This is a genomic window from Pedobacter sp., assembly GCF_035317785.1.
Taxonomy (GTDB): domain Bacteria; phylum Bacteroidota; class Bacteroidia; order Sphingobacteriales; family Sphingobacteriaceae; genus Pedobacter.
The window spans coordinates 24,827-38,277 of the sequence record NZ_DATHGC010000259.1 but is presented as its reverse complement, the minus strand read 5'-3'; the positions used below and the strand labels follow the sequence as shown (position 1 = coordinate 38,277).

Here is a 13,451-nt window from a genome sequence, read left to right as displayed (position 1 = left end):
ATGCAAAACATTAAGGACAATACGACCAGGGCATAAAATAAGCGGTAGTCAATATCAACAAAGCGATAAATAAATATACTCAGTGCAATAGCGCCAAAAACGTTTGTCAGTACCATTTGTCCAATATTTCCGACCGCCATCGCCACCACCCCTATAATTCTCCTTTTCGGAGACAAGAAGAAAACCCTGCCCCCGTACTCCCCAATCCGGTTGGGGGTAAATACAGCCCAGGTAAGGCCACAAAATACAGACTCTATAGCCCGCCATAAGGAAATTTTTTCAACTTGCGAGATCAGCCTCTTCCATTTACCAGCTTCCAGTCCCCAGTTTAAAAACATCAGCAGGAAAACAGTTGACAAGACGGCGATAATCTCTGATTTTGGTATCTCTTTTATAAGTTTCCCAAATTCCCTTAGGTTCTCATTAGCAACCAGTTTGTGATAAACAAACCAAAAGGCAAATAAAACAATTGCGGCTTTGAGAACGAATGAAACTGTTTTTTTATAATCTGATATCAATTTTTATAGGTTTACTCTCTGCAAATATGCTTAATATTGTTTTATGTTGGTTGAAAAAAAGGAAAGGGTAATTATGGGTATTGACCCCGGAACCTCCATAATGGGTTACGGCGTGATATTGGAAAAGGGGAGCAAAATCGAACTGATCACTATGGGTATAGTAAGAATGGACCACCTGGACGATCACTTCCTCAAATTACAGCGCATCTTTGAAAAAACAGTAATGCTCCTCGATGAATTTAAGCCCGATGTACTTGCGCTTGAGGCTCCTTTCTATGGTAAAAACATACAGGTTATGCTCAAACTCGGACGTGCACAGGGAATCGCAATGGCCGCAGCGTTGTCCAGAAACATCCCAATAGCAGAATACGCACCACGAAAGATCAAACAATCAATTACGGGCAATGGCAACACCAGTAAGGAACAAGTTGCCGCAATGCTCCAGCGGCTGCTGAATTTTAAAGAAACCCCTGAATTTCTGGACGCAACAGATGGATTATCAGTAGCAGTATGCCATTCCTTTCAGCGCATCAGCACAAGTGGTAAAGGCAAAGCATATTCAGGCTGGGAGGCTTTTGCAAAGGACAATAAAAAGCGGCTTAAATAAAAAATCTGTCACCTGGTTAAACAGATGACAGATTCAAGTATGATAAGCTAATTTTTACAGGATGGCTGACAGTCTCTTTTTGCGGTAATATTTAAAAACCAAATATCCTGCAATCCCAAGCACAAACAGTACCCATAAATTAGTCAGGATCAATAAGAACTCTTTAAAAATTGTCCAGCCGGCATCAATGTTCAGCCAAAGCCTTTTAAAGAAGCCCGGACGATAATCCGAAAGGTTATCATTTTCTACCACCACTCTTTTCACCGTATTATCCTGGTAAAAATTTAGCGTGATGTTACTGTATTTAACTTTATTGTCAATGATCAGGTTTTCTATTTTTTTATCGACATAATCATCCTTAAGCACTAATGAAGTCTCCACATTATTGCTTTTCTTACTGGCATGCTTATTTAACTGCTCTACGGCCTCCACGCGGTTCCGGTTCTTCAATTGATTGGCCAGATAGGCAATACTTTGATCATCCAGCTTCATCGATTGCTGATCGACAAATACCGCCATCTTTGCGATCTTATTTGTAAACTCATCCAGTTTATCGGAGGGCACTTTTGCCGTAATAAACCCGTCGGTCCTGTAAGCAGTCAGCTCCAGCAGCGAATCTGCTGAATATCTTACCTTCTCATTTTTCTGAACATTGCTCTGAATTGAAAATTCTGCTACCGTACCACCCTCGGCTTTTATTGCATTGCTCAGCTTCTCCTTAGTCTGCTGTACATCTTTTACCCTAAAACGCATATCGGCAGTCTTGATGATCTTCTCTGTATATGTCGTATCAGTACTTTCCAGATTGGCCTCAGTTACATCGGCGGTTCCATTTTCAGCGTCTTTTTGTTTGTTGCAGCCGAAAACCGCTATTGTGAATACACAATAGATTAAATATTTTTTCATAACAGTAATTATAATTGATTTACCCTTAATACCAAATCCTAAAATAGGTAACCCTCAAATTTTTTAAGAATTGAACAGCAATCCGAAAAATGCCGGGATACAAAACAAGACAGGCCCGTTAGTTCACACTAACGAGCCTGTCTAAAAGATTATTTTTAAACTTACGCGTTCAATATTTTGAATACTCCCTTACAAGCAATAACAGCACCGATCAATAAAATTACCCAGGATACAACAGACAATGCTGTTGAATCAAAGGCAAAACGAAGGTAAACCCCTATTATACCCACTAAAATCCCTACAGTCATTAACTTGTACGTAGATACATCATTAGCCCTTTTCATGCTTTCTGTATTTTGCTTTGGTGTCTGTTCCATACTATTTTTTTTATACAAGGCAAAAGTAATATTTTTTCAACAAATCACACAAAGGCAGGGTATCTTTTTAATACAAAGAACAATAAAAAAAGCCCCGCGGATACTTATCTGCAGGGCTTAAATATTATAAATTCAAATATTAGCCGTTCAATGCTGCTGCACCGCTTACAATCTCGGTAAGCTCTGTAGTGATGGCAGCCTGGCGTGCCTGGTTGTACGAAAGCTTTAAGGCCTTTAACAGGTCACCGGCATTTTCCGTTGCCTTGTCCATAGACGTCATACGTGCGCCATGTTCAGAAGCATGGGAGTCTAATACAGCTTTATACAATTGTGTTTTGATAGACTTAGGAATCAACTGTTCTACGATTTCTTCTTTTGAAGGTTCCAGTATATAATCTACATTTGAGACTTTTACATCTGCTGCTGACTCAGTTTTAGGCAAAGGCAGTAATTGCTCAGTGGTTAAAATCTGTACTGCAGCATTCTTGAATCTGTTGTAGACCACTTCAACCCTGTCAAAATCGCCTTTGATAAAACCATCCATAATGGCCTCGGTGATCTTTGTTACATTTTCAAAAGTAAGCGCAGCATATACTTCGTTGTTGTTACCAACTACTTTATAATTACGTCTTTCATAGAAATCCTGGGTCTTTTTTCCAATAGCTACAATACTGACATTTCCGTTTTTTAACTGCTCACTATATTTTTCAGCAATCAGGTTGTTCACGGTTTTGATCACATTCATATTGAATGCACCGGCTAAACCACGGTTAGAAGAAACTGCAACAATTAAAACCTTGTTGGGTACGCGGTCCTGTATAAAAGGCGATGATGATCCTTCAAGACTTGCAGAAAGATTTCCAAGGATCTCTTTTAGCTTCGTCGCATACGGGCGTAACTGTACAATAGCATTGGTAGCCCGCTTCAGCTTCGCCGCCGAAACCATTTTCATGGCTTTGGTGATCTGCTGCGTAGACTGCACCGACGCTATACGATTTCTTACTTCTTTTAAATTAGCCATCTAATTAATATTTACCTGAAAGCTCTTTAGCAACAGTTTCCAACACTCCTGTAATCTGATCATCAAACTTACCGGCTTTAAGTGCCTTTAAAGTTTCCGGATGACGCAATTCAAGCTGCTGTAAATATTCCGCCTCAAATTCTTTTACTTTATTTACAGGAACTGAACGCATCAGATTTTTTGTACCAATGTAAATGATCGCAACCTGCTTTTCTACTGTCATCGGAGAGAACTGACCCTGTTTAAGGATCTCCACATTACGTGCACCTTTATCCAATACAGATTTAGTTGCCGCATCAAGATCTGAACCGAATTTAGAGAAAGCCTCCAGTTCGCGGTATTGAGCCTGATCCAGTTTCAATGTACCCGCAACTTTTTTCATTGATTTGATCTGTGCGTTACCACCCACACGTGATACGGAGATACCTACGTTGATCGCCGGACGGATACCTGCGTTGAACAGGTTACTTTCCAGGAAGATCTGACCATCAGTAATCGAGATTACGTTGGTTGGGATATAAGCCGACACGTCACCAGCCTGGGTTTCAATAATAGGTAAGGCAGTTAGTGAACCGCCACCTTTTACGATGCCTTTCAGTGATTCCGGAAGGTCATTCATTGCCTGGGCAATTTCATCATTGGCATTGATCTTCGCTGCACGCTCCAGTAAACGGCTGTGCAGATAGAACACGTCACCAGGATAAGCCTCACGGCCCGGTGGACGACGTAACAACAATGAAACCTCACGATAAGCCACAGCCTGCTTAGACAAATCATCATAAACAATTAAAGCAGGTCTTCCTGTATCACGGAAAAATTCGCCTATTGCAGCACCTGAGAAAGGAGCATAAAACTGCAAAGGAGCAGGTTCAGCAGCCGAAGCAGCTACAACTACTGTATACGGCATTGCACCGTTCTCTTCAAGAGTACGTACAATGTTCGCTACAGTACTTGCTTTTTGCCCGCAAGCCACATATATACAGAACACAGGGTTACCCGCCTCGTAAAATTCTTTTTGATTAATGATGGTATCAATACAAACGGCTGTTTTACCAATCTGACGGTCACCGATAACCAGCTCACGCTGTCCGCGGCCGATCGGGATCATCCCATCAATAGCTTTAATACCAGTTTGCAACGGCTCAGTCACTGGCTGACGATAGATTACACCAGGAGCTTTACGCTCAATCGGCATCTCATAAGTCTGGCCAAGAATAGGTCCCTTACCGTCAATAGGCTCACCAAGTGTGTTAACAACACGGCCCAGCATACCTTCACCAACTTTGATAGAAGCAATTTTCTTAGTACGTTTAATCGTGTCACCTTCTTTAATAGTGTCAGACGGGCCCAAAAGCACAACCCCAACATTATCTTCTTCAAGGTTCAAAACGATACCCTGTAATCCGGTTTCAAATTCAACTAACTCGCCTGACTGAACTTTAGTTAAACCATAAACACGGGCAATACCATCACCCACTTGCAATACGGTACCAACTTCTTCAAGTTCTGCTTCTGATTTGAAGCCCGCCAATTGTTGCCTGATAATTGCCGATACTTCGTCTGGTCTTACCTCTACCATAATTTTATATTATTTCTTTTGTAAATCAGTATATGTTATCTTCTATTTTCCAGGTTAAACAATTCCCTGAGCAAATTCTTTTTTAAGCTTATTTAAGCTGCTGGAAATACTGGCATCAAATTGCCTGTCACCAACCTTCAAAACAAAGCCCCCTATCAGCTTGTCATTAATCTTTTCCTTAATTACTACCACATTGGCACCGTTTTCCTTTTTCACAATATTTGTGATCTCAGCCCTGTTCGCATCAGTAAGCCCGGTTGCCGAAGTTACCTCAGCAGTTACAATTCCTTTAATGACATTATATTGCGAAATAAATGCCTTTGAAATTGCAAATAAGATACCCGCACGGCCTTTACTTACCACCAGCTTTAAAAAAGCTTTGGTAACTGCATGCACTTTGTCTCCAAATACATTATCTAAAATCCCGGCTTTTTTATTCAAAGGAACAATGGGGTTTCTAAGAATAGCCTCCAGTTCAGGATTTTGATCAATTACCTGCTCTAAAAGAACCATATCGTTTTTCATCTCCTCAAAAGCATTTTGCTCTGTAGAAAGATCTATTAGAGATTTGGCATACCTTGATGCTGCTTTATGTTCTGACATTTTCCTTTTATATCTAGTAAAGAACTACCAATTAATTTAATTCAACATCCTTTAAAAGACTATTTACTAAATCCTGCTGTTTTGCCTTATCGTCTAACTGACTGCGCAGTACACGTTCCGCAATTTCGATAGATAAAGTAGAAACCTGACTTTTCAATTCAGCCAGAGCAGCTTTCTTTTGATTCTCAATTTCAATCTTAGCCTTCTCGATCAGTTTAGCACCTTCAGTATGGGCCTGTTGTTTGGCTTCGTTAACAATATTATCTTTCAGTGCTTTAGCTTCCTTTAATATCTGGTCGCGTTCTGCCCTGGTATCCTGCATCAGCTGGGCGTTTGTAGCCGTCAGACGTACCATGGCATCCCTTGCCAGCTCAGCTTTGTTCAAAGCATCATCAATAGAGTGCTCCCGCTCCTTTATTGCTGCCAAAACCGGCTTCCATGCAAACTTTGACAAAACAAAAAACAGTAATAAGAACACGATAGTGCTCCATACGACTAAACCAATACTGGGATTAAATAAATCCATTTTATATCTCGTTTATTTTTAATACTCAACTTAATTAAGAAATTCCCCTTAGCCAATCGCATCAAGGAATTTCTTTTTTTGATTAAACCGCTCCGCCTGAGTTTGTACCTAAGAAAGACACAACAACAGCGAAAAGTGCAACCGCCTCTACGAATGCAGCAGCGATCAACATCATCGTTTGAATTTTAGATGCAGCTTCCGGTTGACGAGCAACGCCTTCTAAAGCTGAACCACCAATTTTACCGATACCGATACCTGCACCGATTGCAGCTAAACCTGCACCAATTGCAGCAATACTTCCAATTACCATTTTAGTTTAATTTATATATGTAAAAACAATGTTGTTTCAAATTAATGTTCGCCGTGTTCTTCAATGGCCAGGCCAATAAACAAAGCGGTTAATACAGTAAATATAAAGGCCTGTATCGCGCCAACCAACAATTCTATCAAGCTAATAAATACAACGAACAACACAGACACCGGCGCAACAAAAATCGATTTGAATACAAATATCAGGCACAGTAAGGCCAATACCAGAATGTGTCCGGCTGTAATATTTGCAAATAAACGTATCATCAAAGCGATTGGCTTCGTAAATATACCAATGATCTCAACCGGTATCATTAATGGATATAACCACCATGGCACATGAGGCTTAAATATATGGCTCCAATAATATTTATTGCCATTTGCAGTAGTAATAATAAACGTTAACAAAGCAAGTACGAAGGTCAGGTTAATGTTTCCGGTTAAATTTGCTCCTCCAGGGAAAAACGGCACCATTCCAAGCAGGTTATTAAACCATATAAAAAAGAATATCGTTAATAAATAGGGCATAAACCGCTCAAATTTTGAACCCAGGTTTGGTATGGCCACCTCGTCCCTGATAAATAATATCACAGGCTCCATCAAAGACTGGAAACCTTTCGGAGATTTTCCCGAGCGCTTACCATATGCTTTAGCTACTCTGATAAAAACAATCGCAAGTATTACAGAAGAAAAAATAAGGGTAAATACATTTTTTGTTATGGAAAAATCCAACGGTTGTTTGTTTGCGACCTCATGCCTCGCATTCACCTCTGCAAAAACTCCATGCTCATTGGCTTCAGGAGAAGCGATGTATATTTTCTCGTGTATATTTACAAAGCGTTGCCCGCCTCTTTCCACCACTACTTTACCTTCATTATCATGATGAAATTCACTGGACATGAAAGCCGCCGGTCCGTTTTCCGTCCATAAAATTACCGGAAGCGGAATACCTACCGAATGCTCACCCTCTCCCCATAAATGGAAAGCGTGGGCATCTGCAATATGATGCAATATAAAAGTACTGATATCAAATTCTTTTTTCCTTTCAGTCTCCTTTGCATGTGCCTGAGCTGTTTCTTCAGCAACAGGCCCCTCCAATGCTGAAACATTTAAACTAAAAAATGTCAGAAAAAGCGCAAAAGCGATACTTAGTATGTTTTTCTTAGATCTCAAAATATGACTGAAATGCATTTATAGTGTGTTTTTTACTTTTTAATTTGGTGGCGCAAGTTACGTAACAAACAGTATATTTCAAAGAAGCTGAACAATAAATATAAAGAAAAAAAATTCAATACAAAAATCAGCCCGTTTTCCTTGTTATTGAGGCTGTATATCAGCACGAAAGCCATTGAAAAAATCATTTTTAAAGCAATGGATGCCATGATGGCCATTACCCCTGTTTCAGGGTGGCGTCTGATGCCTAAATAAGCAACAACATATGCGATAAAAGTAATTCCGGAAAGAAAGCTCAGTACAACCCAAAACTTTTTGGCCAGGACAAACACATCAGGAAAAAGAGAGGAAAGCAAATACGCAATGCCGGCGATAGCCGCTACATATAGTAAGTAGCAAATGGTGAACTTCGTTAAATTCAAAATCAGTATTTTTCACAAAAGTATGCAAATACCCTGATTTCTCAGTTACTTGTCATTTTTATTTAATTGTTTTATTACCATATATAGAGATACAACAACCCCAATAAAACTAAATATCGTAGCGAATACTGGTGTTTTATTGTTTTTACTTTCATCAATTTTATACCCTGCGAATGCAAATAATCCTATTGTAGCCAGCATCTGAAAACTGATTGCCGAATATTTTGCAAAACTATTCGCATTCTGTTTATCCTCGTTGGAATCTTTCATATGCAGTTACATTAAATAAAACATCTTTTGTTAAGAAGTTATAGTTGAATAAAATACTTTTGTATATATTTTTATTGGCCACAAGCATTAACTTAATCTCTATTTGAAACGTTACGCAATCAGCAATTTAAAGGTACTGTTATTTAGTTTATGCGTCTGCATAATATATTCCTGCGGCTCTCAAAAAGACACTGCGACAAGCAGAGGTATGCAAAATCTCACCGCCCGTTACAATTACATCTATAACTCCAATGTTATTCTCACCGATCATCAGCAGGAGCTGACCGAAAATTACGTGGACAACTATGACCAGATTCTTCCGGTCTATCTGGGGCCCGAAGCAGACAACAGCACAGCCGGAGGTTCGCTCAACCTGAAGCCAATGGATGATATCATTAAAAAAGCACAGGCCATCATTCTCGAAAAGAGTTACAGCAATTACCTTGACGATTCATACATCCTGCTGGGAAAGGCAAACTTCTTTAACGGCAATTACTTCAATGCTGTTGAATACTTTGATTATACGACCAAAACCTATAAAAAAAATACGAACAGCTATCTGGAAGCCCTCAACTGGAAAGCGAGAAGCCTGATGCAATTAAAACGCATCAGCGAAGCGAATCAGGTTTTGGATACACTTGAAGCGTTAATGCCAGATATAAAATCCAAAAAAAGACTGGCCGCACCTTTAGCCACGCTTGCTCAAATGTGCATTTACCTAAAGAACAATGCAGCAGCCATCTCCTATTTAAAAGATGCTGCAAAGCAGGCAACGCAAAGTCAGGACAGGATCCGCTGGACCTATATTCTGGCGCAGCTTTATGAAAGTCAGAAAAACTACAAGCAGGCCTCTCTTAATTACAGAAAAGTAGAACGAAGCAACGCTCCTTTTGAAATGTATTTCAATGCCACCCTGAACCAGATCAAGCTAAAAACTTTCCTGGGAGATGTCCGGTCAGACAACAAGGATGAACTGCTCTCTCTTTTAAAGGACGACAAGAACCTCGATTACAACGATCAGGTATATTTTCAGGTGGCCGAAAGCCACGCCGCCAGGGAAGAATATGAAGAGGCCCAGAAATTCTATCAGCTCTCTATTCAAAAAAGCACCACCAATCAATATCAGAAAGGGCTTTCTTACCTGAGGATAGCTGACCTGAACTTTAAGCAGTTCAGGGATTATTTAAAAGCCAAATCCTATTATGACAGTACGGTCAATACCCTTCCGAAAAGCTATCCGGGATATGACCTCATCCTTAAAAAGAATCAGAACCTGAGATACCTCACCAACCGCTTTGAAATCATTGCGCTTGAAGATACGCTTCAATACATATCCAGACAACCTGAAGCCAGCCGTACAGGGTTGATAGATGCACTGGCGAACCCTGTTATTGAGACAGCAGCGCCTGTAAACAACAATGCTTCACCGGGTTTTAACTATCCTGGAAATTATGGTGCCAATCCGACCAACAAAGCACAGCCTCAAAACTCGTTTTACTTTAGCAACCCGGCAGCGATCAGCATAGGCTTCAACGATTTTAAGAAAAAATGGGGAAGCAGGAAGCTGGAAAACAACTGGCGGCAAAGTGTCAGGTCTTCAGCCCAGGAAACCACACAGGACATTGCTAACAATACCAGCAGCACACCAGTAAATCCTGACGAGGCGGCACCCGTCATCAAAGATAAAGCAACCCTGGTGAAACAATATACAGACGCGCTTCCAGTTACGCCAGACCTGCTCACACAGTCCAATCAAAAGATCATCGATGCTTATTATGATATTGCCAGCTTCTATCTGCAGGAACTGGAAGATGCCAAAGAAGCTGAAGAAATTTATTTAATACTGCTAAAGCGTTTTCCGGCAAACAATCACCTGGCGGCCATTTATTATAGCCTGTTCCTGATCAATAAAGATTCAAACCAGGCCAGGTCCAATGAATATAAAAATAAGGTGCTGACAGATTTTCCCGCATCGTTATACGCCAAAACAATCCTGGATCCATCTTTTTCTGCAAAACAGTCCGAACTTGAAACCGCGGTAAACAAAAAATACAACGAGGTTTTTGATCAGTACGAAAAGAAAGAGTTCAGCAGTGTCATCCAGCGGGTAAATGAAAATACAAGCGCAGGTCAAAACCTGCTTTCCCCGCAGTTTGCCTACCTCAAAGCAATTGCAATTGGCCGTACCAGCCATGTAGACAGCCTGATCATTGCCCTGGACACGATCATCACGCAATTTCCTGATGACAGGCTGATCACGCCACTGGTAAAAGAGCATTTAACTTACATCAATGCCCATATCGAAGACTTCAAAAAGAGACAGATTGCACTGATCGATTTTGATCCCAATGAGCCTCCATTCATAGAAAAAACAAACACAGCTCCGATTGTCAAAACAATCCAAAATCAGCCCAGTCAGCATACAGTTCAGGCCAATAACAAACCCGAAACAAAACAGGAGCAAAAAAACGCACCCCCTGCTGTAAATGTTCCGGACCCCTCTAAAACTACACCAGCTCCTGTGGTTAAAGTTGACGGGCCGTTCAGCACCGCAAAATCAGCAGTTTACTATTATGTAGTAGCAGTTGCTGATGCTTCCCTTATACTAAGTTCATCCCGCTTTGGCATCGGCCAGTTCAACAGGGGAAACTATTCAGGAAGCAGTCTTAGACACCAATTGAAAGAATTTGACAACGATCAGCTTATTTATGTAGGGAACTTTAGTAATTTTGAAGATGCTAAGACCTATTCAAACGGGATTACCGCCCAATTGAAACAAATCATGAAGGTGCCCGTTAATGTTTATACCAGTTTCATCATCAGCAAAGAAAACTTCGATAAACTGACCAGCAAAAACTTGCTGAACAAATACATCGAATTCTATAAAAACAATTACTAAAATGAATAAAGCACTTTCGCAGGGGGAGATTAGAAAGTATAATTATAGACTATGGAAAATATTGATCGGCGCAATGGTTTTGTTTGCCCTGTTCATCATTTCCATTGGGTTCGGGCTCTTTGGGGAATTGCCTTCTTTCAGGGACATTGAACACCCGAAAAGTAACCAGGCATCAGAGATCGTGACAGATGACGGAAAGGTTTTGGGCACTTATTTCGTACAAAACCGTTCTAACGTCACTTACCCGGAAATATCCCCCAATGTCATCAATGCATTAATAGCCACGGAAGACATCAGGTTCCGAGAGCATTCCGGCATAGATTTTAAACGTACTTTCACCATTATCCTGTACAACCTCATCGGTAAAAAGCAGGGCGGCAGTACCATCACGCAACAGCTTGCGCTAAACCTTTTTTCTGACGAAGGCAGACAAAAGAACATGGTCAAAAGGATGCTCCAAAAATTCAAGGAATGGGTTATAGCGGTAAAACTCGAACGCAACTATACCAAAGAGGAGATCATTGTCATGTACCTCAATACCGTCGATTTCGGGAACCAGGCTTATGGCATTAAGTCCGCCGCAAGGGTATACTACAATACCACACCAGATAAACTGACCGTTTCTCAGGCAGCCACGCTAATTGGTATTTTGAAAGGAATAACCCGTTACTCCCCTACCCGCAATGCCGAGCGGTCACTGGCCAGGAGAAACACCATCATGGGGCTAATGGTGAAAGCAGAACTGCTCACCGGGCAAGAATTCGATACAGAGAAAGAAAAACCGCTTGGCCTCAGGTTTAATGCTGCCACGGTAAACGAAGGAATCGCTCCTTACTTCAGAGCAGTACTAAAAAGCGACATCAGGAGAATTTTTGACGAACGCTCCATCACCAAACCAGACGGAACGCCATATGACCTTGACCGGGACGGACTCAGGATCATTACGACCATCAACTACGACATGCAGGTATATGCAGAAGAAGCTCAGAAAGAATACATGAAGATCCTGCAGGCATCGTTCTTAAAAAGCTGGAAAGGAAGAAATCCCTTCAAAGGAAAAGAATTGCAGATAGAACAGGGGATCAAAAGATCCGACAGGTACAAAGCGCTGGTCCTTGAAGGCAAATCGGAAGAGGAGATCAAAACAGATTTCAATACACCCACCAAGCTCACCATTTTCAGCTGGAAAGGAAATATTGACACCATAATGAAACCGATCGACTCTGTGAGATATTATAAAATGCTGCTCAGAAATGCCATGATGGCCATGGATCCGCAAACAGGCTATGTCAAAGCATGGGTAGGCGGCATTAACTATGAGCATTTCAAATATGACCAGGTAAAGATGGGGACCAGACAGGTGGGCTCTACAGCAAAACCGTTTACTTATGCTGTAGCTGTCGAAAACGGATACTCTCCATGCTTTACCGTACTGAACGAGCCGGTAAGCATTGATGTTCCGGGTGGCGAGCCCTGGGTTCCGCGCTCCAGCGGTACGGTTCCAGGCTACCTGACCTTACAAAAGGGTCTTGCTTTATCACAAAACTATATTGTGGCCTATCTGATGAAGCAGGTCGGACCAACGGCCGTCGCAACACTTGCAAAAAAAATGGGGATCACATCTGATGTTCCTGCTTACCCTTCTATAGCGCTGGGTTCCTTTGATGCCTCTGTATATGATATGGTCGGGGCTTACAGTGCTTTCGCAAATAAAGGAGTCTGGACAAAACCAACTTATATATTAAGGATAGAAGACAAGAACGGCGTAGTGCTGCACAGTGAAAAACCAATCCCGGTTCCCGCGATGAACGAGGAGGTTGCCTATATCATGACCCGGATGCTAAGGGGCGTTGTCACCAGCGGAACAGGCTGGCGTCTTGCAGGCAAATATGGAGTAAAAGCTCCCATCGGCGGAAAGACCGGAACTACTCAGAACAATTCGGACGGCTGGTTCATGGGCATTAGTCCGCAGCTGGTTGCCGGTGTATGGACTGGCTGTGAAGACCGGGCATTCCATTTTACCAGTACCGCCCAGGGCGACGGTGCCACAACTGCTCTTCCCATCTTTGCCGGATTTATGAAACGGGTTTATGCAAACCCTAAGTTAAAGATCAGTCAGGCTGATTTTGAACCACCGAAGAATGGAGTATCCATCGTTTACGACTGCAACCAGTATCAGCAGCAGCAGGACCAGAACACTGAGCTGGATGAAAAACTGGGATTTTAATTTAGTATCCGCCT

At 41.5% G+C, this 13,451-nt stretch carries 13 protein-coding genes and 1 pseudogene; 3 read left to right on the top strand and 11 right to left on the bottom strand.

All coding sequences use genetic code 11. The annotated features are described in order from the left end of the window. Positions 1–518: pseudogene (locus VK541_RS16270) on the bottom strand (hypothetical protein); the annotation flags it as partial. A 43-nt stretch (positions 519–561) separates the two neighbouring features. Here VK541_RS16270 and ruvC point away from each other — a divergent pair. Next, entirely contained in the window at positions 562–1,125 is a 564-nt protein-coding gene (gene ruvC, locus VK541_RS16265) for a crossover junction endodeoxyribonuclease RuvC (protein ID WP_324371379.1), read from the top strand. A 54-nt stretch (positions 1,126–1,179) separates the two neighbouring features. On the opposite strand, the gene VK541_RS16260 is transcribed toward ruvC, so the two are convergent. The 10 genes from VK541_RS16260 to VK541_RS16215 form a co-directional block, all read right to left on the bottom strand. Next, positions 1,180–2,031, bottom strand: coding sequence for a DUF4349 domain-containing protein (locus VK541_RS16260; RefSeq protein WP_324371378.1), 852 nt, complete (start codon positions 2,029–2,031; stop codon positions 1,180–1,182). A gap of 161 nt (positions 2,032–2,192) precedes the next feature. Beyond that, entirely contained in the window at positions 2,193–2,408 is a 216-nt protein-coding gene (locus tag VK541_RS16255) for a hypothetical protein (protein WP_324371376.1), read from the bottom strand. Between the two features lie 139 nt (positions 2,409–2,547). Further along, positions 2,548–3,429, bottom strand: a complete 882-nt coding sequence (gene atpG, locus VK541_RS16250) for an ATP synthase F1 subunit gamma (RefSeq protein ID WP_324371375.1) — start codon at positions 3,427–3,429, stop codon at positions 2,548–2,550. A gap of 4 nt (positions 3,430–3,433) precedes the next feature. Beyond that, positions 3,434–5,008 (bottom strand): F0F1 ATP synthase subunit alpha, encoded by a 1,575-nt coding sequence (gene atpA, locus VK541_RS16245; protein WP_324371374.1) that lies wholly within the window; start codon positions 5,006–5,008, stop codon positions 3,434–3,436. Positions 5,009–5,062: 54 nt separating this feature from the next. Beyond that, positions 5,063–5,611: an ATP synthase F1 subunit delta gene (atpH, locus tag VK541_RS16240; protein ID WP_324371373.1), complete on the bottom strand. Its 549-nt coding sequence runs from the start codon at positions 5,609–5,611 to the stop codon at positions 5,063–5,065. Positions 5,612–5,642: 31 nt separating this feature from the next. Beyond that, positions 5,643–6,137: a F0F1 ATP synthase subunit B gene (locus tag VK541_RS16235; protein WP_324371372.1), complete on the bottom strand. Its 495-nt coding sequence runs from the start codon at positions 6,135–6,137 to the stop codon at positions 5,643–5,645. Positions 6,138–6,219: 82 nt separating this feature from the next. Further along, entirely contained in the window at positions 6,220–6,447 is a 228-nt protein-coding gene (gene atpE, locus VK541_RS16230) for an ATP synthase F0 subunit C (RefSeq protein ID WP_285059356.1), read from the bottom strand. Positions 6,448–6,488: 41 nt separating this feature from the next. Then, positions 6,489–7,637: a F0F1 ATP synthase subunit A gene (gene atpB, locus VK541_RS16225; RefSeq protein WP_324371371.1), complete on the bottom strand. Its 1,149-nt coding sequence runs from the start codon at positions 7,635–7,637 to the stop codon at positions 6,489–6,491. A 14-nt stretch (positions 7,638–7,651) separates the two neighbouring features. Beyond that, positions 7,652–8,041, bottom strand: a complete 390-nt coding sequence (locus tag VK541_RS16220; RefSeq protein WP_324371370.1) for a hypothetical protein — start codon at positions 8,039–8,041, stop codon at positions 7,652–7,654. Between the two features lie 45 nt (positions 8,042–8,086). Continuing rightward, positions 8,087–8,311, bottom strand: coding sequence for an AtpZ/AtpI family protein (locus tag VK541_RS16215; protein WP_324371369.1), 225 nt, complete (start codon positions 8,309–8,311; stop codon positions 8,087–8,089). Between the two features lie 208 nt (positions 8,312–8,519). Between VK541_RS16215 and VK541_RS16210 the strand changes: the two genes are divergently transcribed. Both VK541_RS16210 and VK541_RS16205 read left to right on the top strand, forming a co-directional pair. Then, on the top strand, positions 8,520–11,210 hold the full coding sequence (locus VK541_RS16210; RefSeq protein ID WP_324371367.1) for a gliding motility protein: 2,691 nt from the start codon (positions 8,520–8,522) through the stop codon (positions 11,208–11,210). A 1-nt stretch (position 11,211) separates the two neighbouring features. Then, entirely contained in the window at positions 11,212–13,437 is a 2,226-nt protein-coding gene (locus tag VK541_RS16205) for a penicillin-binding protein 1A (protein WP_324371366.1), read from the top strand. Positions 13,438–13,451 lie beyond the last annotated feature (14 nt).